Genomic DNA, 23,030 nt, shown 5'->3' on the forward strand with positions numbered 1-23,030 from the left:
GGCGGGGGTTACGGCGCGTTCGTCGAGGTGTCCCCGCACCCGGTGCTGACCGCGTCGGTGACCGAGACGGCTGAGGACGCGGGCATCGCCGACGTCTTGACGGTGGGCACGCTGGAGCGTGACAACGCGGGCGCCGCCCGTCTGCTCACCGCTCTCGCGCAGGCCTACGTCGGCGGTCTGCCCGTCGACTGGAAGACCGTCCTGCCGGCCGCCGGTCAGGTGGACCTGCCGACCTACGCCTTCCAGCACCAGCGGTACTGGCTGGAGCCCGCGGCCACGGGCGTGACCCCCACCGGGGGCGACGGCTCGGGCACGGCCGCCGAGGCCCGGTTCTGGGCCGCCGTCGAGGGCGGCGACCTGGCCCACATCGCCGAGGTCCTGGAGCTGGACGACCAGCGCTCCCTCGGTGAGGTGCTGGAGGCGCTGACCTCCTGGCGCCGCCGCGAGCGCGACCGCTCGGCGACGGAGGGCTGGCGCTACCGGGTGACCTGGGCGCCGGTCGCGGACGCCGACTCCGCCGCGCTCACCGGCCGCTGGCTGGTGCTCGCCGACCGGGCCGACGACGAGCTGACGCGGTCCTGCGTCCGGGCGCTGGCCGCCCGCGGCGCGGAGGTCACGGTCGCCGAGCTGCCGGCCGACGCCGTGGACCGGCGCGACGTGGCGGCCGTCATCGGCGCGGCACTGCAGGACACCGCGGCACTGCAGGACACCGCGGCGCCGCAGGACGGCGAGCCGTCGCAGGACACCGCGGCGCCGGCCGGCATCGTCTCGCTGCTGGCCCTGGACGAGACGCCCGTGCCCGGGCACCCGGCGGTTCCCCGGGGCTTCGCCACCACGCTGGCCGCGGTGCAGGCGCTCGGCGACGCGGGCATCGACGCCCCGCTGTGGCTGCTCACCCGCGGCGCCGTCGCGGCGACGCCGGGCGAGGCGCTGAGCAACCCGCTGCAGACCCAGATCTGGGGCTTCGGCCGGGTCGTCGGCCTGGAACACCCCGACCGCTGGGGCGGGTTGATCGACCTTCCGGCCGCCTTCGACGAGCAGGCCGCGGCCCGGCTGGTCGCGGTGCTCGCCGGCTGTGGCGAGGACCAGGTCGCGATCCGTCCGGCGGCGGTCTTCGGCCGCCGGCTCACCAGGGCCGGGCAGCCGCGCGGCACCTCCGGGGAGTGGACGCCCGGTGGCAGTGTCCTGATCACCGGTGGCACCGGTGCGATCGCCGGGCACGTGGCCCGGTGGCTGACCGGGCGCGGCGCGCGGCGGCTCGTGCTGACCAGCCGGTCCGGGGCCGCCGCCACCGGTCTCGCCGCGAAGGTCGCCGAACTGGCGGCCCGGGGCAGCCGGGTGGACGTGGTGGCCTGCGACGCGGCCGACCGGTCCCAGCTGGCCGGGGTGCTCGACCGGATCGCGGCGGACGGCCCCGCGCTGTCCGCGGTGTTCCACACCGCCGGTGTCGTCCAGCACTCCACCGTGCACGAGACCGACCTGGCCGAGACGGCCGCGGTGCTGGCCGCCAAGGCCGCCGGCGCCGTGCACCTGGACGAGCTGACCGCCGATCTGGACCTCGACGCCTTCGTCCTCTTCTCCTCGATCGCGGCGACCTGGGGCAGTGGTCTCCAGCCCGCCTACGCCGCGGCCAACACCTTCCTGGACGGCCTGGCCGAGTACCGCCGGGCGCAGGGCCGGACCGCGACCTCGATCGCCTGGGGTTCGTGGGGCGGCGGCGGCATGACCGACGAGGCGGGCGCCGCGCAGGGCAGCCGCCGCGGACTGATCGTCATGGACGAGGACCGGGCCGTCCGGGCACTGGCCCAGATCCTGGACGGCGGCGAGGAACAGCTGACGGTCGCCGACATCGACTGGGCGCGGTTCGCCCCGCCGTTCACGCTGCGCCGGCCCAGCCCGCTGATCGAGAACCTGCCGGAGGTCCGGCAGGCCCTGGCCGGTGACCTGCCGGCCGCCGCGACCGGGGCCGACCAGGCCGGCGGCGCGGACGCGAGCGCGTCCTGGAAGCAGCGGCTGGCGGGCCTGCCGCGCATCGAGCAGAACCGGATGCTGGTCAACCTGGTCCAGACCCAGGCGGCCGCGGTGCTCGACTACGCGTCGCCCGAGGCCGTCGAGGCCACCCGGGCCTTCAGTGACCTGGGCTTCGACTCGCTGACCTCGGTCGAGCTGCGCAACCGGCTCAGCACCGCCACCGGCCTCCAGCTGCCCGCGACGCTGATGTTCGACGCCCCGACGCCCACCGCCGCCGCCGAGTTCCTGCTGGCGCAGCTGGCGGGCGTCCCCGACGGCGCGCAGGCCGCCCCGGTCGTGGCGGCGGCGACCGACGAGCCGCTGGCGATCGTCGGCATGGCGTGCCGGTACCCGGGCGGGGTGACCGGTCCGGAGGAGCTGTGGGACCTGGTGACCGCCGGGACCGACGCCATCTCCGTCCTGCCGGAGGACCGGGGCTGGGTCATCGAGGGCCGCGGCGACGCCGCCGAGGGCGGGCCCGTCCGGGCGGGCGGCTTCGTCTACGACGCGACCGGTTTCGACGCGGGGTTCTTCGGGATCAGCCCGCGCGAGGCCGTGTCGATGGACCCGCAGCAGCGGCTGCTGCTGGAGGTGGCCTGGGAGGCGCTGGAGCGGGCCGGTCTCGACCCCGCGGCGCTGCGCGGGTCGGCGACGGGCGTGTTCGCGGGCGCGTCCGCCTCCGGGTACGGCTGGAGCTCCGGCCTGCAGGGCGAGCTCGACGGGCACCTCGTCACCGGGATCTCGACCAGTGTCGTGTCCGGCCGGGTGTCGTACGTGCTGGGCCTGGAGGGCCCGGCGGTGACGGTCGACACGGCCTGCTCGTCGTCCCTGGTGGCGCTGCACCTCGCCTGCCAGGCGGTGCGTTCCGGGGAGTGCACGCTGGCCCTGGCGGGCGGCGTCATGGTGGCGGCCAACCCGCTGCTGTTCGACCAGTTCAGCCGGCAGATGGGGCTGGCGCCGGACGGACGGTGCAAGCCGTTCTCGGCGGCGGCCGACGGCATGGGCCTGGGCGAGGGCGCGGGCATGCTCGTCGTGGAGCGGCTGTCGGACGCCCGGCGCAACGGGCACCAGGTGCTCGCGGTGATCCGCGGCAGTGCCACCAACCAGGACGGTGCGTCCAACGGTCTGACGGCGCCGAACGGGCCGTCGCAGCAGCGGGTGATCCGGGCGGCGCTGGCCAACGCCGGGGTCCGCGCCGACGAGGTCGACGTGGTGGAGGCGCACGGGACGGGTACCCCGCTCGGGGACCCGATCGAGGCGCAGGCGCTGCTCGCGACCTACGGCCAGGAGCGCGGCGGCAACGGGCCGCTGCGGCTGGGCTCGGTGAAGTCGAACATCGGGCACACCCAGGCGGCCGCCGGTGTGGCCGGTGTGATCAAGATGGTGATGGCGCTGCGGCACCGGGAGCTGCCGGCGACGCTGCACGCGGCCGAGCGTTCCCCGCACATCGACTGGTCGGCCGGTGAGGTGGAGCTGCTGACCGAGGCGGTGCCGTGGTCGGCCGAGAACCGGGTGCGTCGGGCCGGCATCTCGTCGTTCGGCATGAGCGGCACCAACGCGCACCTCATCCTGGAGGAGGCTCCGGCCGGGGAGGCCCCGGAGGCCGGGGCTCCGGAGGAGCCGAGGGACGAGGTCCGGTCGGCCGTGGTGGTCGAGGACGCGCCGGCCGCGTGGCTGGTGTCGGGCCGGTCGGCCCGGGGGCTGACGGCTCAGGCGGCGCGGCTGCGGGACTGGGTGGCGGCGCGGCCGGAGCTGACGCCGGCGGAGGTGGCGTGGTCGCTGGCGGCGACGCGTTCGGCCTTCGAGCACCGGGCCGTCGTGGTCGGTGGCGGGCGTGACGAGCTGGCGTCGGGCCTGGAGGGCCTGGCCCTCGGCGCTCCGGCCGCCTCCGTGGTGTCGGGCGTGGCCCGGACCGGGAGCCGGACGGCGTTCGTGTTCGCCGGTCAGGGGGCCCAGTGGGTCGGCATGGGCCGCGAGTTGGCGCAGTCGAGCCCGGTCTTCGCGGCGCGGCTGGCGGAGTGCGGGGCGGCGCTGGCGCCGCACGTCCCGTGGTCGCTGTCCGAGGTGCTGGCCGGGGCGGAGGGCGCTCCGGGTCTGGACTCGGCCGACGTGGTGCAGCCGGTGCTGTGGGCGATCATGGTGTCGCTGGCGGCCGTCTGGGAGGCCGCCGGTGTCCGGCCGGACGCCGTCCTGGGCCACTCGCAGGGCGAGATCGCGGCGGCCACCGTCGCCGGGATGCTGTCCCTGGAGGACGGCGCCCGCGTGGTGACCGTCCGGGCCCGGGCGCTGTCGAGCCTGGCCATCCAGGGCTCGATGGTCTCGGTCGTGATGCCCTCGCCGGCCGTGCGCGAGATCGTCGAGGGCTGGGGCGAGCGCCTGTCGGTGGCCGCGGTCAACGGCCCGGCGGCGGTCGTGGTCTCCGGCGAGCCGGACGCGCTGTCGGAGTTCGAGCGTGAGCTGGCCTCGCGCAAGGTGCTGCGCTGGCGGATCCCGGAGACGGACTTCGTGGCGCACTCGCCGGCGGTCGAGCCGCTGGCCGCCGTGCTGGAGAAGGAGCTGGCCGGGATCACCCCGCAGCCGGGCCGGGTGCCGATGATCTCCACGGTCACCGGCGAGTGGCTGTCCGGCAGCGAGGTGGACGCCGGCTACTGGTACGCGAACCTGCGGCGGATGGTCCGCTTCGAGGAGGCCGTCCGCACGCTCCTCGGCGGGGGCTACGGCGCGTTCGTCGAGGTGTCCACGCACCCCGTCCTGACCGCCTCCGTCACCGAGACCGCCGAGGACGCCGGCATCGACGTCCTCAGCGTGGGCTCGCTGGAGCGCGACAACGGTGGTGCCACGCGTCTGGTCACCGCGCTGGCGCAGGCCCACGTCGGCGGCCTGCCCGTCGACTGGAAGACCGTCCTGCCCGCCGCCGAGCCGGTCGAGCTGCCGACCTACGCCTTCCAGCACCAGCACTACTGGCTGCAGGCCGCCGGGGCGGCGTCCCCGATGGGCGGCGACGGTGCGAGCACGGCCGCCGAGGCCCGGTTCTGGGCCGCCGTCGAGGGCGGCGACCTGGCCCGGCTCGCCGACACCCTGGCGATCGAGGACCAGAAGCAACTCGGCGCCGTCCTGCCCGCGCTGGCCTCCTGGCGACGCCGGGAGCAGGACCGTTCGGTGACCGAGAACTGGCGCTACCGGGTCACCTGGGCGCCCGTCGCGGACCCCGCCCCCGCCCGGCTGTCCGGGCCGTGGCTGGTCGTGCTCCCCGCCGGACACGCCGACGCCGACCTCGCCCGGCAGTGCACGGCGGCGCTGGCCGCCCGTGGTGCCGAGCCCGTCGTCCTGGAGACCACGGCCGACGAGGACCGGAAGCGGACGGCCGAGCGGATCCGCGAGGTGCTGCCGGAGTCCGGCTTCACCGGGGTGCTGTCGCTGCTGGCCCTGGACGAGACGTCCGTGCCGGAGCACCCGGTGGTGCCCCGCGGCCTCGCCGCGACGCTGACCCTGGTGCAGGCGCTGGGCGCCGCCGAGGTGGGCGCGCCGCTGTGGGTGGTCACGTCCGGTGTGGTGGCCGGCGGGCCGGGCGAGGGCCCGGCCAGCCCGGTGCAGACGCAGGTCTGGGGTCTGGGCCGCGTCGTGGCGCTGGAACACCCGGACCGCTGGGGCGGGTTGGTCGACCTTCCCGGCACGGTCGACGAGCAGACCGCGGGACGGCTGGCCGCGGTGCTGGCCGGCTGCGGTGAGGACCAGGTGGCGGTCCGTCCGGCCGGGATCCTGGCCCGGCGGCTGACCCGGGCTCCCCACCCCCGTCCGGCGGACCGGGAGTGGACGCCCGGCGGGACCGTCCTGGTCACCGGCGGCACCGGTGCGATCGGCGGGCACGTGGCCCGCTGGCTGGCCGGCCGGGGCGCCCGGCGGCTCGTGCTGACCAGCCGGTCCGGCCCGGCCGCCGCCGGTCTCGCCGCGGCGGTCGCCGACCTGGCGGCCCGGGGCAGCGACGTGGACGTCGTCGCCTGCGACGCGGCCGACCGGGCCGGCCTGGCCGGCCTGCTCCACCGGATCGGTACGACCGGCCCCGCGCTGTCGACGGTGATGCACACCGCCGGCATCGGGCAGGCGACCACGGTGGAGGACACCGACCTGGCCGAGACGGCCGCGGTGCTGGCCGCCAAGGCCGCCGGCGCCGTGCACCTGGACGAGCTGACCAGGGGTCTGGACCTGGACGCGTTCGTGCTCTTCTCGTCGATCTCGGCGACCTGGGGCAGCAGCGTCCAGCCCGCCTACGCCGCGGCCAACACCTTCCTGGACGGCCTGGCCGAGCGGCGCCGGGCCCAGGGCCTGCCCGCCACCTCGGTGGCCTGGGGGCCGTGGGGCGGCGGCGGCATGACCGACGCCGACACCGCCGCGTGGATGGCGCGGGGCGGTCTGATGGTGATGGACGAGGACCACGCCGTCCAGGCGCTCGCCCAGATCCTGGACGGCCGCGAGGGGTCGGTCACGGTCGCGGACGTGGACTGGGCGCGGTTCGCCCCGCCGTTCACGCTGCGCCGGCCCAGCCCGCTGATCGAGGGCCTGCCCGAGGTCGTCGCGGCGCTGGCCGGCGAAGGGGCCGACACCGCCGCCGACCCGGACGCGGGCGCGTCCCTGAAGCAGCAACTGGCGGGCCTCTCACGGGCCGAGCAGACCCGGGCGCTGGTCAAGCTGGTCCAGGCGCAGGCGGCCGCGGTGCTCGACTACGCGTCGGCCGAGGCCGTTGAGGCCACCCGGGCGTTCAGCGACCTGGGCTTCGACTCGCTGACCTCGGTCGAGCTGCGCAACCGGCTCAGCACCGCCACCGGCCTCCAGCTGCCGGCCACGCTGCTGTTCGACTGCCCCACCCCGGTGGTGCTGGCCGAGTACCTCTGGAGCGAGGAGTTCCAGGACGGGTCCGGCCCGGTGTCCCTGGTGGAGGAGGTCGACCGGCTCGGGTCGCTGCTGACCGGGGCGGCGCCGGACGAGAAGACGCATCAATTGATCACCGATCGCCTGCAGGGGCTCCTTTCCCAGTGGATGGAGGCCGGCGCCCCGGCGGAAACCCAGGCGGTCGCGGAGAAGATCGGGTCCGCAACGGACGACGAGATATTCGAGTTCATCCACAAGGAACTCGGCAGGTAAGTGGTTGTCCGTGCTTGCGGATAGCAGGCTTGCGTTTCACGAACTGGAATGGTGAGATCCGATGGCGAACGAAGAGACTCTCCGCGACTACCTCAAATGGGTGACGACCGACCTCTACAACACGCGTCAGCGCCTGCGTGAGGTGGAGGAGCGCAGCCACGAGCCGATTGCGATCGTCGGCATCGGCTGCCGTTATCCCGGCGGAATCCAGGCCCCGGAGGACTTCTGGAACCTGCTGGCCAACGGCCGCGACGGGGTCGCCGGAATTCCGACCGACCGCGGCTGGGACATCGAGGAACTCTACGCGGAGGACCCGGACGGCATTTCGCAGGTGCGCGAGGCCGGATTCATCGCGGACGCCAGCGGATTCGACGCGGGATTCTTCGGCGTCAGCCCGCGCGAAGCGGTGGCGATGGACCCGCAGCAGCGCGTGCTGCTGGAGGTGTGCTGGGAGGCGCTGGAGCGGGCCGGCATCGACCCGACCTCGCTGCGCGGTTCGCTGACCGGCGTGTTCGCCGGCGCCGCGCTGTCCGGGTACGGCTTCGGCACGGACGAGGACCTCGACGTCCACCTGATGACCGGGACCTCGACCAGCGTCATCTCCGGCCGGGTGTCGTACTCGCTGGGCCTCGAAGGCCCCGCGGTGACCGTGGACACCGCCTGCTCGTCGTCGCTGGTGGCGCTGCACCTCGCGGCCCAGGCGGTGCGCTCGGGCGAGTGCTCGCTGGCGCTGGCCGGCGGTGTCACGGTGACCGCCATTCCGATCATGTTCACCCAGTTCTCCAAGCAGCTCGGGCTGGCCCACGACGGGCGCTGCAAGGCGTTCTCGGCGGACGCCGACGGCATGGGCATCGCCGAGGGCGCCGGCATGGTCGTCCTGGAGCGGCTGTCCGACGCGCGGCGCAACGGGCACCCGGTGCTCGCGGTGATCCGCGGCTCGGCGATCAACCAGGACGGCGCGTCCAACGGCCTGGCGGCGCCGAACGGCCCCTCGCAGCAGCGGGTGATCCGCGCCGCGCTGGCCAACTCCCGGCTGTCCCCGGCCGACGTCGACGTGGTCGAGGCGCACGGCACCGGCACCACGCTGGGCGACCCGATCGAGGCGCAGGCCGTGATCGCCACCTACGGCCAGGGCCGCCCGGAGGACCGCCCGGTCTTCCTCGGCTCGGTGAAGTCCAACATCGGGCACACCCAGGCCGCGGCCGGCGTCGCCGGTGTCATCAAGATGGTGCTGGCGCTGCAGAACCAGCGGATGCCGCGGACGCTGCACGCGCAGGAGCCGTCGCCGCACATCGACTGGTCGGCCGGTGACGTCCGGCTGCTGAACGAGGCCGAGGCCTGGCCCGTCGGCGAGCGGGTGCGCCGCGGCGGCGTCTCCTCGTTCGGCGTCAGCGGCACCAACGCGCACGTCATCATCGAGGAGGCCCCGGCCGAGGAGGCCGAGTCCGCGGAGGCCGCCGACGCGGACGCCCCGGCCGAGCAGAGCGCCCCGCAGGCCGTGGCGCCGGTCGTGTCGGGCGCCGCGGCGTGGCTGGTGTCCGGCCGCTCGGCGGACGGACTGACCGCCCAGGCGGACCGCCTGCGCGACTGGCTCTCCGCCCGGCCGGCGCTGGAGCCCGCCGAGGTGGCCTGGTCGCTGGCCACCACCCGCGCCGCCTTCGAGCACCGCTCCGTGGTGCTCGGCGCGGACCGCGCCGAACTCATGGGCGGCCTCGGCCAGTTGGCCGGCGGCCTGCAGAACGCCTCGGTCGTCTCGGGCGTGGCGCACGCCAGCGCCCGGTCGGTCTTCGTCTTCCCCGGCCAGGGCTCGCAGTGGCTCGGCATGGCCCGGGAACTCGCCTCCTGCAGCGAGGTGTTCGCCGCGCGGCTGGCCGAGTGCGCGCAGGCCCTGACGCCGTACGTGGACTGGTCGCTCGACGACGTGCTGGCCGGCGCCGAGGGCGCGCCCGCCCTGGAGGCCGCCGACGTCGTGCAGCCCGTGCTGTGGGCGGTCATGGTGTCGCTCGCCGCCGTGTGGGAGGCCGCGGGCGTCACGCCCGACGCGGTCGTCGGCCACTCGCAGGGCGAGATCGCCGCGGCCACCGTCGCCGGCATGCTGAGCCTGGAGGACGGCGCCAAGGTCGTCGCCCTGCGCTCCCAGGCCCTGCGGGCGATCACCGGCATCGGCGGGATGCTGTCGGTCACCGAGCCCGTCGCCCGGGTGACGGAGCGGCTGGACCGCTGGGACGGCCGGCTCTCCCTGGCCTGCGTCAACGGCCCCTCCGCGGTGGTGGTCTCCGGCGAGGCGGCCGCCCTGCGGGAACTGCAGGAGGAACTGCAGGCCGAGGGCGTGCGCCAGCGGATGGTCGCGGTCGACTACGCCTCGCACTGCGCGCAGGTGGAGCGGCTGGAGGAGGAGATCACCTCCCTGCTGGCCGGCGTGACCCCGCGCGCGGGACGGATACCGATGGTCTCCGCGGTCACCGGCGAGCTGCTCGACGGCGAGGAGCTCGACGCCGGGTACTGGTACGCCAGCCTGCGGGCCACCGTCCGGTTCGAGCAGGCGGTGCGCACCCTGGCCCGCCTGGACCACCAGGTGTTCATCGAGGTCTCCCCGCACCCGGTGCTGATCGCGCCGATGACCGACACCCTGGAGGAGGCCGCCGCCGACGCCGGCCCGGCCGTCAAGCCCGGGGCGGTCTGCGGCACCCTGCGCCGCGACGACGGCGGGGCGACGCGCCTGCTCACCTCGCTCGCCGAGGCCTTCGTGGCCGGCGTCGCCGTGGACTGGGCCAAGGTCCTGCCCGCCGCCGACCGGGTCGAACTGCCCACCTACGCCTTCCGCCACGAGCGGTACTGGCCGAAGGGCATGCTCGCGCTGCCCGGCGCGGCCAAGGCCGGCGACGGGGACCCGGCCTCGCTGGGCCTGGGCTCCGTGAGCCACCCGCTGCTGCGCGCCGTCGTCGAACTGGCCGGCGAGGCCGAGCTGGTGTGCACCGGACGGCTGTCGCTGCGCACGCACGCCTGGCTGGCCGACCACGCGGTCGGCGGCGTGGTCCTGCTGCCGGGCACCGGCTTCGTCGAGATGGTGGTGAGCGCCGGCCACCAGGTGGGCTGCTCGCTGATGGAGGAGCTGACGCTGCAGGCGCCGCTCGTCCTGCCCGCGGACGGCGCCGGCGTCCAGGTCCAGGTGGTCGTGGCCCCGGCCGACGACGAGGGCCGGCGCCAGGTCGACGTGTTCTCCCGCCCCGACCGCCCCGAGGAGGAGCCGGTCTGGGTGAAGCACGCCGCCGCGGTGATCGCCCCCGCCCGGGCCGCCGTCCGGGCGGAGGAGGACCTCGCCGTCTGGCCGCCGCGCGGGGCCGAGGCGCTCGACATCACCGACCTGTACACCGTGCACCTGGCCGACATCTACGGCCCGGCGTTCCAGGGCCTGCAGGCCGTCTGGCGCCGCGGCGAGGACGTCTTCGCCGAGGTGGCCCTGCCCGAGGAGGCCGGGGACGCCGGCGCGTACGGGCTGCACCCGGTGCTGCTGGACGCCGCGCTGCTCGCCGGCGTGGTGGCCGAGGCGGCCGACGCACAGGAGTCCGGGGACGGCGAACAGGGCCAGATCCGGATGCCGTTCGCCTGGACGGGCGTGGAGCTGCACGCCGCCGGGGCGCCGGTCCTGCGGGCCCGGCTGCGCCGCGACGCCCAGGGCGGCCTGACGCTGACGGCGGCGGACGCCACGGGCGCCCCGGTGGTGTCGGTGGCCTCGCTGATCACCCGTCCGGTGTCGCCGGACCAGCTGCGGGCGTCCGGCGACGAGTGGATCCGCGACGCGTTCTTCACCGTCGAGTGGGCCCCGCTGGCCCAGGGCGCGGTCCTGGACGGGCCGTGGGCGCTGGTCGGCGCCGACCGCTTCGACCTGGCCGGGCAGCTGGCCGCCGCCGGCGTCCCGGTGCGCGGCTACGCCGGCATCGCCGAGCTGGCCGCCGCCACCGCCGAGGGGGAGACCGTCCCCCGCGTGGTGCTCGCGTGCGTGAGCGGCGAAGGCGCCGACGGCGTGACCGTGGCCGCCCGGCAGGTCGCCGGCGAGGCGCTGCGACTGGCGCAGGAGTGGCTGGGCGCACCGGAGCTGGAGGCCGCGGAGCTGGTGGTCGTCACCCGTGGCGGCATGGCCGTGCAGGCCGGCGACCACGTGACGGACCCGGCCGCCGGCGCCGTCTGGGGCCTGCTGCGCTCGGCCCAGCTGGAGAACCCCGGCCGGTTCGTCCTGGCCGACCTCCCCGCCGCCGGCGGCGAGGGCGAGGTGGCGGCGCTGCCGACCGTGCTGGGCAGCGGTGAGCCGGAGGTGGCCGTCCGGGACCGGAAGGGCTACGGCCGGCGCCTGACCCGCCCGTCGGGCGACCTGGTGGTCCCCGACCGGGCCGAGGGCACGGCGGAGCGGCCGGACGCCGAGGGCTCGCGCACGGTGCTCGTCACCGGCGGCACCGGAACGCTCGGCGGGGTCGTCGCCAAGCACATGGTGGCCACCGGACGGGCCGGCGGGGCCGTGCTGCTCAGCCGTTCGGGCCCGGGCGCCGCCGGCGCCGCCGCGCTGGCCGCCGAGGTGGCCGCGCTGGGCGGCTGGGTCCGGGTGGTCGCGTGCGACGTGGCCGACCGGGACGCGCTGGCCGGCGTGCTGGACGCCCTCCCGGCCGACTGCCCGCTGGGCTCCGTCTTCCACGCCGCGGGCATCATCGACGACGGCATGGTGGACTCGCTGAGCGCCGAGCGCGTGGCGGCGGTCATGCGTCCCAAGGTGGACGCGGCCTGGCACCTGCACGAACTCACCCGGGGCCTGGACCTCGACCACTTCGTGCTGTTCTCCTCGGTGGCGGCGGCGTTCGGTGGCGCGGGCCAGGCCAACTACGCGGCGGCGAACGCCTTCCTGGACGCGCTGGCCGGTCACCGGCGGGCCGCCGGGCTGGCGGGCACCGCGCTGGCCTGGGGCCCCTGGATGCCCGAGGCCGGCATCGGCCGCGACCTCGACGAGGTGATGCTCCGACGGATGACCGGCTCGGGCCTCGCCGCGCTGAGCGAGCACGAGGGTCTGGCCCTGCTGGACCTCGCCCTGGAGCGGGCCGAGGCCATCCTCGTCCCGGCCCGGCTGGACAAGGCCGCCCTGCGCGCGCAGGCGGCCGCGACCGGCGTCCCGGCGCTGTGGCAGGTGCTGGCCGACGAGATCATGCCCCGCCGGGCGGCCGTCACCTCCGCCGCCGGAGCGACCGGCACCGGAGCCGCCGAGGTGCTGAAGCAGCAGCTCGCCGGGCTCCCCGGCGCGGAGCGCGACCGGGTGCTGCTGGACCTGGTCCGCACCCACGCGGCCGCGGTGCTCGGACACGCCTCCGGCGACGCGATCGAGGCGAACCGTCCGTTCACCGACCTCGGCTTCGACTCGCTGATCGCGGTCGAGTTCCGGAACCGGATGAACCCGGCGACCGGCCTGCGCCTGCCGGCCACCCTGGTGTTCGACTACCCCAACCCGGTCGCGCTCGCCGCCCTGCTGCGCGAGCAGCTCGCCGGCGACCTGTCCGACGTCGCGGAGCCCGCCGGCCCGGCGACGACGGCGGCCCCGGCCATGGACGAGCCGATCGCGATCGTCGGCATGGCCTGCCGCTTCCCGGGCGGCGCGACCAGCCCGGAGGAGCTGTGGCGGATGCTCGCCACGGGCACGGACGGGCTGTCGACCTTCCCGACCGACCGCGGCTGGGACCTCGACGCCCTGTACAACCCGGACGTCGACAACATCGGCACCTCGTACACGCAGGTGGGCGGGTTCGTCCAGGACGCCAGCGGCTTCGACGCCGGCTTCTTCGGCATCAGCCCGCGTGAGGCGCTGGCGATGGACCCGCAGCAGCGCCTGCTGCTGGAGACCTCGTGGGAGGCGCTGGAGCGCGCCGGGATCGACCCGGCCACGCTCCGGGGCAGCCAGACCGGCGCCTTCGTGGGCGGCTACGGCTCCTCGTACCTCGCCGTCACCATGGCGGACGAGGAGGAGGTGGAGAGCCTCGGGGCCCACCTGATGACCGGCAACGCGGCCAGCGTGCTGTCCGGCCGGGTGTCCTACACGCTGGGCCTGGAGGGCCCGGCGGTGACGATCGACACGGCGTGCTCGTCCTCGCTGGTGGCGCTGCACCTGGCCGCCCAGGCCCTGCGCTCGGGCGAGTGCTCGCTGGCCCTGGCCGGCGGTGTCACGATCATGGCGAGCCCGGACGGGTTCCTGGCGTTCTCGCACGCCCGCGGTCTGGCCGAGGACGGGCGGTCCAAGGCCTTCTCGGACGATGCCGACGGCATGGGCATGGCCGAGGGCGCGGGCATGCTCGTGGTCGAGCGGCTCGCGGACGCGCGGCGCAACGGGCACCCGGTGCTCGCGGTGATCCGCGGCTCGGCGATCAACCAGGACGGCGCGTCCAACGGCCTGACCGCGCCGAACGGCCCCTCGCAGCAGCGGGTGATCCGCGCCGCGCTGGCCAACTCCCGGCTGTCGACGGCCGACGTCGACGTGGTCGAGGCGCACGGCACCGGCACCACGCTGGGCGACCCGATCGAGGCGCAGGCGCTGCTGGCGACGTACGGTCAGGACCGCGGCGAGCGCGGGTCGCTGTGGCTGGGATCGGTGAAGTCGAACCTGGGCCACACGCAGGCCGCCGCCGGTGTGGCCGGTGTGATGAAGATGGTGCTGGCGCTGCAGCACGAGCAGCTTCCGCCGACGCTGTACGCGGACGTTCCGTCCTCGCACGTGGACTGGGAGGCCGGCGACATCAGGCTGCTGAACGAGCCGGTGCCGTGGCCGGCCGGGGAGCGGGTGCGCCGGGCCGGTGTGTCGGCGTTCGGCATCAGCGGCACCAACGTGCACGTCATCGTCGAGGAGGCCCCGGCCGCGGAGGCCGAGGCCGAGGACGCCGCGGGCGTGGACGACGCGGCGGGCGGCGCCACCGGGGCCGCCGAGGCCGCCGAGGCCGTCCAGGTGCCGGAGACGGCTCCGGTGGTGTCGGGTGCCGGCGCGTGGCTGGTGTCGGGCCGCTCGGCCGAGGGGCTGACGGCCCAGGCGGGCCGCCTGCGGGAGTGGGCGGTGGCGCGGCCGGAGTCGGCGCCGGCGGACGTGGCGTGGTCGCTGGCGACGACGCGGTCGGTGTTCGAGCACCGCGCGGTGGTGGTCGGCACCGACCACGAGGAGCTGGTGGCGGGGCTGCAGAGCCTGGCCGCCGGGGTGCCGTCGGGTTCGGTGGTGTCGGGTGTGGCGCGGCCGGGTGCGCGGACGGTGTTCGCGTTCGCGGGTCAGGGTTCGCAGTGGGTCGGCATGGGCCGGGAACTGGCTTCGGTGAGTCCGGTGTTCGCGGCGCGGCTGGCGGAGTGTGCGGCGGCGCTGGCGCCGTACGTGGACTGGTCGTTGGACGAGGTGCTGGCGGGTGCGGAGGGTGCTCCCGCCCTGGAGGCGGCGGACGTCGTCCAGCCGGCGCTGTGGGCCGTGATGGTCTCGCTCGCCGCGGTCTGGGAGGCCGCGGGTGTCACGCCGGACGCGGTGGTGGGCCATTCGCAGGGTGAGATCGCGGCGGCGACGGTGGCCGGGATGCTGTCGCTGGAGGACGGCGCCCGGGTGGTGGCGCTGCGCTCGCAGTCGCTGAAGGTCCTCGCCGGTCTCGGCGGGATGCTGTCGGTGAGCCGGCCCGCCGCCGTGGTGGAGGAGCGCATCGCCCGCTTCGGCGAGCGGCTCTCCCTGGCGGCCGTCAACGGCCCTGCCGCGGTGGTGGTTTCGGGCGAGCCGGACGCGCTGGAGGAGTTGAAGGCGGAGTTCGAGGCCGAGGGCGTGCGCGCCCGGATGGTCGCGGTCGACTACGCCTCGCACAGTGCTCACGTCGACCGGTTGGAGGAGGAGATCACCTCCGTCCTGGCCGGGATCGCCCCGCGTCGCGGCCGCGTCCCGATGGTCTCGGCGATGACGGGCGAGACCCTGACCGGCGAGGAGCTGGACGCCGCCTACTGGTACGCCAGCCTGCGGGCCACCGTGCACTACGACCGCGCCGTCCGCACCCTGGCGAGCCAGAACTACCAGGTGTTCGTGGAGGTCACCCCGCACCCGGTGCTGCTGGGCGCGATGAACGACACCCTCGAAGAGGTCGCCCAGGAGGCCGGCCCGGGCATCGCGCCGGCGGCCGTCTGCGGCACGCTGCGGCGTGACGACGGCGGTGCCCAGCGCCTGGTCACCTCCTTCGCCGAGGCCTTCGTCAACGGCGCGCCCGTGAACTGGGCGGCCGTCCTGCCGGCCGGCGGGCGGATCGAGCTGCCGACCTACGCCTTCCAGCACGAACAGTTCTGGCCGCCGGCCGCGGGGCCGACCGTCGGCGGGGACGCGGTGTCGCTGGGCCTGGGCGCGGTCGGGCACCCGCTGCTGGGCGCGGCGGTCGAGCTGGCCGGCGGTGCGGGTCTGGTCTGCACCGGGCGGCTGTCCGTGCGGACGCACCCGTGGCTGGCCGACCACGCGATCGGCGGGTCCGTGCTCCTGCCAGGCACCGGTTTCGTCGAGCTGGTGGTGCGCGCCGGGGACCAGGTGGGCTGCGGCCTGCTGGAGGAACTGACCCTGCAGGCACCGCTGATCCTGCCCGCCGACGGCGGCGGGGTGCAGGTCCAGGTCGTCGTGGCCGCCGCCGACGCGGACGAGCGTCGGACGGTCGAGGTGTTCTCCCGTCCCGATGCCGCCGACGCCCAGCAGGCCTGGGTGCAGCACGCGAGCGGTCTGGTCGCCCCCACCGAGGGAACGGCCGTGGCGGAGGAGGACTTCGCGGTCTGGCCTCCGCGCGGTGCCACGGCGGTGGACGTCAGCGGCATGTACGAGTCGCTGGCCGACACCCCGTACGGCTACGGCCCGGCGTTCCAGGGGCTGCGGGCGGTGTGGCGCCGCGGCGAGGAGCTCTTCGCCGAGGTGGCGCTGCCGGAGGCCGTGGCGGCCGACGCGGGGGCGTTCGGGCTGCACCCGGCGCTGCTGGACGGGGTGCTGCAGGCCAGTGGCCTGGTCGGCGGAGGCGAGGAGGGCGAGCCGGGTCAGGTGCGGCTGCCGTTCGCCTGGACGGGCGTGGAGCTGCACGCGGCCGGCGCTTCTGTGCTGCGGGCCCGGCTGCGCCGGGACGCGCAGGGCAGCCTGACGCTGACGGCGGCGGACGCCGCAGGTCAGCCGGTGGTGTCGGTGGCCTCGCTGATCACCCGCCCGGTGGCGGCGGATCAGCTCCAGGCCTCCGGCCCGGCGGTGGCGGATGCCCTGTTCACCGTCGAGTGGACCCCGATCGCCGGGGCCGAGGCCCCGGCCGGGGACTGGGCGCTGATCGGCGCCGACCGCTTCGGCCTGGCCGAGGCGCTGGGCACGGCCGGTGTGCCGGTCCGTTCCTTCCCGGGGGCGGCCGAGCTCGCCGCCGCGACGGAGGCGGGGGAGATCGACCCCGCCCTGGTCCTGGCCTGCGTCGGCGACCTCGATGACCTACAAGACGTCGATGACCTCGATGACCTCGACGAGCAGAACGGTGGCAACCCGGCGCAGGCCGCCGCCCGCGTGACCGGCGCGTCCCTGGGCCTGGTGCAGGACTGGCTGGCCGAGGAGCGGCTGGCCGAGGCCCGGCTGGTGGTGGTCACCCTGGGCGGTGTGGCCGCCTCGGCCGGTGAGCGGATCGCCGATCTGCCGGCCGCCGCGGTCTGGGGTCTGCTGCGCTCGGCGCAGTCGGAGAACCCGGGCCGGCTGGTCCTCGTGGATCTCCCCGTCGGCGGAGACCAGGCCGCGGCCGTGCTGCCGTCCGCCCTGGGCAGTGGCGAGTCGGAGCTGGCCGTCCGTGGTGAGGCGGTCTACGGGCGGCGGCTGGCCCGCCCGGCGGGCGACCTGGCGGTGCCCGAGGGCGGCGGCCTGTGGCGGCTGGAGCCGGACGCGGGTGGGTCCCTGGAGGGCCTGACGCCGGCGCCGGTGCCACAGGCGGGGGACCGGCTGGAGGCCGGGCAGGTCCGGGTGGCGGTCCGGACGGCCGGGCTGAACTTCCGTGACGTGCTGATCGCCCTGGGCATGTACCCGGGCGGCGGGGTGATGGGCAGTGAGATCGCCGGAACGGTGCTGGAGACCGGCGCCGAGGTGACCGGCCTGGCGGTCGGCGACCGCGTGATGGGCGTCGCCGCCGGCGGGTTCGGGCCGGTGGTGGTGACGGACGCGCGCCAGCTGGTGCGGATCCCGGCCGGCTGGTCCTACGCCGACGCCGCGTCGGTGCCGGTGGCGTTCATGACGGCCTGGTACGCCCTGGTGGACCTGGCCGGCGCGAAGGCGGGCCAGCGGGTGCTGGTGCACGCCGGCGCCGGTGGTGTTGGCATGGCGGCGGTGCAGATCGCCCGGCATCTGGGTCTGGAGGTCTTCGCGACGGCGAGCCCGGCGAAGTGGCCGGTGCTGGCCGGGATGGGCCTGGACGAGGCGCACGTCTCCTCGTCCCGCAACGCCGGCTTCGAGGCGGAGTTCCTCGCCGCCACCGGTGGCGCCGGTGTCGACATCGTGGTCAACTCCCTGGCGGGCGAGTTGATCGACGCGTCCCTGCGGCTGCTGCCGCGCGGCGGCGCGTTCGTCGAGATGGGCCGCACCGACCTCCGGGACGCCGACGTCCTGGCGGCGGAGCACCCCGGTGTCGTCTACCGGCCCTTCGACCTCGGGGAGGCCGGGCCGGAGCGCATGGGCGCGATGCTCGGCGAGATCGTCGAGCTGATGGCGGCCGGTGAGCTGACGAAGCTGCCGGTGCGGGCCTGGGACGTGCGGCGGGCGCGCGAGGCGTTCCGCTTCATGCAGCAGGCCCGCCACACCGGCAAGCTGGTCCTCACCGTCCCCACCGACCTGCACGCACCCCGCACGGGCGGGGCTTCGGCGCTGGTGACGGGTGGTACGGGCACGCTGGGTGGTCTCGTCGCCCGGCACCTGGTGACCACGGGCCGTGCGGACGGGCTGGTGCTGACGAGCCGTTCCGGTCCGGCCGCCGCCGGGGTGGCGGTGCTGGCCGCGGGGCTGGCGGAGCTGGGTGCGTCGGTCGACGTGGTGGCCTGTGACACGGCGGACCGGGACGCCCTGGCCGCGCTGCTCGCGGGTGTTCCGGCCGAGCGTCCGCTGCGGTCGGTGGTGCACACGGCCGGTGTCCTCGACGACGGCACGATCGCGTCGCTGACCCCGGAGCGGGTGGCCACCGTGATGCGGCCCAAGGCCGACGGCGCGTGGCACCTGCACGAGCTCACCCGGGGCCTGGACCTGGAGCACTTCGTGCTGTTCTCCTCGGCCGCGGCGACGTTCGGTGTCCCCGGCCAGGGCAACTACGTGGCGGCGAACTCCTTCCTGGACGCGCTGGCGGCCGACCGCCGGGCGGCCGGACTGCCCGGCACGTCCCTCGGCTGGGGCCTGTGGGCGAACGTCAGCGGCCTCACCGGGCAGCTCACCGACTCCGACCGGGCCCGACTGACCCGTGGCGGCGCCGTGGCCCTGAGCGCGGCCGAGGGCCTGGCCCTGCTGGACCAGGGGATCGCCCGCTCCGAGGCGCTGCTGGTGGCGACCCGGCTGGACCTGGCCGGGCTGCGCGCGCAGGCCGCCCGCAGCGCGGACGTCCCGCCGCTGTGGCGGACCCTGGTCACCGCCGGGGCCGGCCGTCGGACCGCCGCCTCGGGTGGCGTCGGCGCGGACTCGCTGAACCAGCAGCTGGCCGGGCTGTCCGAGCAGGACCGGATGCGGCTGCTCACCGACCTGGTCCGGACCCACGTGGCGGCCGTCCTGGGCCACAGCTCCGCCGAGGCGATCGAGTCCACCCGGGCCTTCACCGACCTGGGCTTCGACTCGCTCACCGCCGTCGAACTGCGCAACCGCCTCGGCACCGCGACCGGCCTGCGACTGCCGGCCACGCTCGTCTTCGACTACCCCAACCCGGTCGCGCTCGCCGGTCACCTCCGGGCCCGGCTCGTCGGTGACGACGAGCAGCCCGTGAACCTCCTGCCGGTCCGCCCGGCGGAGGCGGGATCCGACGAGCCGATCGCGATCGTCGGCATGGCCTGCCGGTTCCCGGGCAACGTGAACGACCCCGACGGGTTCTGGCAGGTGCTCGCCACCGGGACGGACGCGATCTCCCGCTTCCCGGACGACCGCGGCTGGGACGTGGAGGGGCTCTACGACCCGGACCCCGAGAGCGTCGGCACCTCCTACACCCAGGAGGGCGGCTTCGTCGCCGACGCCGGCGGCTTCGACGCCGGGTTCTTCGGCATCAGCCCGCGCGAGGCGCTGGCCATGGACCCCCAGCAGCGGCAGCTGCTGGAGACGTCCTGGGAGGCGCTGGAGCGGGCCGGCATCGACCCGGGCGCGCTGCGCGGCAGCCCGACCGGCGTCTTCGTCGGCGGATTCGCGTCGGCTTACGGGCTCGGACTGGCGACCGGCAGCGAGGGCGCCGAAGGACACCTGACGACCGGCTTCGCCACCAGTGTGATGTCGGGCCGGGTGTCGTACGCGCTGGGCCTGGAGGGCCCGGCGGTGACGGTCGACACGGCGTGCTCCTCGTCGCTGGTGGCGCTCCACCTGGCCGCCCAGGCGCTGCGCTCGGGCGAGTGCTCGATGGCGCTCGCCGGCGGGGCGACCGTCATGGCCACCCCCGACGGGATCGTCGGGTTCAGCCAGCAGCGCGGCCTCGCGGCGGACGGCCGCTGCAAGGCGTTCTCCGCCCAGGCGGACGGGATGGGCTTCGCCGAGGGCGCCGGCATGGTGGTCCTGGAACGGCTGTCGGACGCCCGGCGCAACGGGCACCGGGTGCTCGCGGTGGTGCGCGGTTCGGCGGTGAACCAGGACGGTGCGTCGAACGGTCTGACGGCGCCGAACGGCCCGTCGCAGCAGCGGGTGATCCGGGCGGCTCTCGCCAATGCCCGGCTGACCGCCGCGGACGTGGACGTGGTGGAGGCGCACGGGACGGGGACGACGCTGGGCGACCCGATCGAGGCGCAGGCGCTGCTGGCGACGTACGGGCAGGAGCGACCGGAGGGTCGGCCGCTCTGGCTCGGTTCGGTGAAGTCGAACATCGGGCACACCCAGGCCGCGGCCGGCGTGGCGGGCGTCATCAAGATGGTGCTGGCGCTGCAACACGGCGAACTGCCGCGGACGCTGCACGCCGACGAGCCGTCGCCGCACGTGGACTGGTCCGCCGGTGAGGTGGAGCTGCTGACGGAGGCGACGCCCTGGCCGGCGGGCGAGCGTCCGCGCCGGGCGGGGGTGTCCTCGTTCGGCATCAGCGGCACCAACGCCCACGTCCTACTGGAGGAGGCTCCCGCCGAGGCCCCTGTCGAGGATGGCGCCGACGTGGTCGAGCCGGCCGCTGCTCCGCCGGTGGTCGAGCCCGGCGGGGCCGGGGCCTGGCTGGTGTCGGGCCGGTCGGCTCAGGGCCTGACGGCTCAGGCGGAGCGGCTGGCCGACTGGGTGGCCGCGCGGCCCGAGCTCGCGCCGGCCGAGGTGGCGTGGTCGCTGGCGACGACGCGGTCGGTGTTCGAGCACCGGGCCGTGGTGGTCGGTGGCGGGCGTGAGGAGCTGGTGTTGGGGCTGCAGAGCTTCGCGGCCGGTGTGCCCAGTGGTGCCGTCGTTTCTGGTGTGGCGCGGCCGGGTGTGCGGACGGTGTTCGCGTTCGCGGGTCAGGGTTCGCAGTGGGTCGGCATGGGCCGGGAACTGGCTTCGGTGAGTCCGGTGTTCGCGGCGCGGCTGGCGGAGTGTGCGGCGGCGCTGGCGCCTTACGTGGACTGGTCGTTGGACGAGGTGCTCGCCGGGTCGCCGGGTGCGCCGGAGATGAAGGCGGCGGACGTCGTCCAGCCGGCGCTGTGGGCCGTGATGGTCTCGCTCGCTGCGGTCTGGGAGGCCGCGGGTGTCACGCCGGACGCGGTGGTGGGTCACTCGCAGGGTGAGATCGCGGCGGCGACGGTGGCCGGGATGCTGTCGTTGGAGGACGGTGCCCGGGTGGTGGCGCTGCGCTCGCAGTCGCTGAAGGTGCTGGCCGGTCTCGGCGGGATGCTGTCGGTGAGCCGGTCGGCCGCCGTGGTGGAGGAGCGCATCGCCCGCTTCGGTGAGCGGCTCTCCCTGGCGGCCGTCAACGGCCCTGCCGCGGTGGTGGTTTCGGGCGAGCCGGACGCGCTGGAGGAGTTGAGGGCGGAGTTCGAGGCCGAGGGCGTGCGCGCCCGGATGGTCGCGGTCGACTACGCCTCGCACAGTGCTCAGGTCGACCGGTTGGAGGAGGAGATCACCTCCGTCCTGGCCGGGATCGCCCCGCGTCGCGGCCGCGTCCCGATGGTCTCCGCGATGACGGGCGAGACCCTGACCGGCGAGGAGCTCGACGCCGCCTACTGGTACGCCAGCCTGCGCGCGACGGTGCACTACGACCGCGCCGTGCGGACGCTCGCCGGCCAGAACTACCAGCTGTTCGTGGAGGTCACCCCGCACCCGGTGCTGATGGGCGCGATGAACGACACCCTCGAAGAGGTCGCCCAGGAGGCCGGCCCCGGCATCGTCCCGGCGGCCGTCTGCGGCACCCTGCGCCGCGACGAGGGCGGTACGACCCGCCTGGTCACTTCGCTCGCCGAGGCGTTCGTCAGCGGGGCCCCGGTCGACTGGACGTCCGTCCTGCCGGCCACCGGGCGGATCGAGCTGCCGACCTACGCCTTCCAGCACGAGCGGTTCTGGCCGCGCGCGGCCGGTCCGGCCATCGGCGGGGACGCGGTGTCGCTGGGCCTGGGCGCGGTCGGGCACCCGCTGCTGGGTGCGGCGGTCGAGCTGGCCGGCGGCGCGGGCCTGGTCTGCACCGGGCGGCTGTCCGTGCGGACGCATCCGTGGCTGGCCGACCACGCGATCGGCGGGGCGGTGCTCCTGCCCGGTACGGCCTTCGTCGAGCTGGCCGTGCGTGCCGGGGACCAGGTGGGCTGCGGCCTGCTGGAGGAGCTGACGCTGCACGCGCCGCTCGTCCTGCCCACCGACGGCTCCGGCGTCCAGGTCCAGGTGGTCCTCGCCGATGAGGACGCCGACGCCGATGCGGACGGGCGCCGGACGGTCGAGATCTTCTCCCGCCCCGACGCCCAGCAGGAGTGGACGCAGCACGCGAGCGGTGTGGTCGCCCCCGCCGGGGAGCCGGCGGTCGCGGAGGAGGACTTCGCGGTCTGGCCTCCGCGCGGCGCCACCGTCGTGGACGTCACCGGCGTGTACGATGCCGCTGCCGAGGGACCGTACGGTTACGGCCCGGCGTTCCGGGGGCTGCGCGCCGCCTGGCGCCGCGGCGAGGACGTGTTCGCCGAGGTCGCGCTCCCGGAGTCCGTGGCCGCGGACGCGGGGGCGTTCGGGCTGCACCCGGCGCTGCTGGATGCGGTGCTGCAGGCCAGCGCCCTGGTCGCCGGGACCGACGAGCCGGGTCAGGTGCGGCTGCCGTTCGCCTGGACGGGCGTGGAGCTGCACGCGGCCGGCGCTTCTGTTCTCCGGGCCCGGCTGCGCCGGGACGCGCAGGGCAGCCTGACGCTGACGGCGGCGGACGCGATGGGTGCCCCGGTGGTGTCGGTGGCCTCGCTGATCACCCGCCCGGTGGCGGCCGATCAGCTCCAGGCCTCCGGTCCGGCCGTGTCGGATGCCCTGTTCGCCGTCGAGTGGGCTCCGGTCTCCGGTGCTCAGGCGGTGCCGTCCGGGGACTGGGCGCTGATCGGCGCCGACCGCTTCGGCCTGGCCGAGGCGCTGAACGCGGCCGGCGTGCCGGTCCGTTCCTTCGCCGATCTGGCCGACGTGGCCGCCGTCACCGAGGCGGGGGAGATCACCCCCGGCATCGTCCTGGCCTTGGCCGGTGACGAGGCCGGCGGTGACGCGGCCGAGGCCGCCCGCCGGGCGACCG

Annotated in this window: 2 protein-coding genes; both read left to right on the plus strand. The window is 75.8% G+C overall.

Going from position 1 to position 23,030, the window contains the following annotated elements; all coding sequences use genetic code 11:
- The first annotated feature begins 27 nt into the window (after positions 1 to 27).
- Positions 28 to 7,149: a type I polyketide synthase gene (locus ACFVHB_RS37530; RefSeq protein ID WP_380331697.1), complete on the plus strand. Its 7,122-nt coding sequence runs from the start codon at positions 28 to 30 to the stop codon at positions 7,147 to 7,149.
- Between the two features lie 61 nt (positions 7,150 to 7,210).
- The coding region (locus tag ACFVHB_RS37535; RefSeq protein WP_380331700.1) for an SDR family NAD(P)-dependent oxidoreductase at positions 7,211 to 23,030 on the plus strand (15,820 nt) is incomplete at its 3' end.

Source organism: Kitasatospora sp. NPDC127111 (assembly GCF_042677465.1).
Taxonomy (GTDB): Bacteria; Actinomycetota; Actinomycetes; order Streptomycetales; family Streptomycetaceae; genus Kitasatospora.